General features: G+C 72.3%; 1 protein-coding gene. It reads left to right on the forward strand.

The window, feature by feature from the left end; all coding sequences use genetic code 11:
* A partial coding sequence (locus MOM01_RS22980; RefSeq protein ID WP_308197038.1) for a biotin/lipoyl-containing protein occupies positions 1 to 347 on the forward strand: 347 nt, incomplete at both ends.

A 347-nucleotide genomic window follows, 5' to 3' on the forward strand; every position in this document is an offset into this window, starting at 1 on the left:
CCCGCAGAGGAAGCTCCGGCCGAGGAGGAGGCCGCACCGGCTCCGTCCCAGCCCGCATCCTCCGGCGGCAGCGGCGAAGGCACCCCGGTCACCATGCCGGCACTCGGCGAGTCGGTCACCGAAGGCACCGTCACCCGCTGGCTCAAGGCCGTCGGCGACGAGGTCGCCGTGGACGAACCGCTCCTCGAGGTCTCCACCGACAAGGTCGACACCGAGATCCCCTCCCCCGTCGCCGGCATCCTCACGGAGATCACCGCGCAGGAGGACGAGACCGTCGAGGTCGGCGGACAGCTCGCCGTCATCGGCAGCGAAGCACCCGCCGAGCAGCCCGCTCAGCAGGAGGCACC

This window comes from Rhodococcus sp. CH91 (genome assembly GCF_022554085.1).
Classification (GTDB): Bacteria; Actinomycetota; Actinomycetes; order Mycobacteriales; family Mycobacteriaceae; genus Rhodococcus.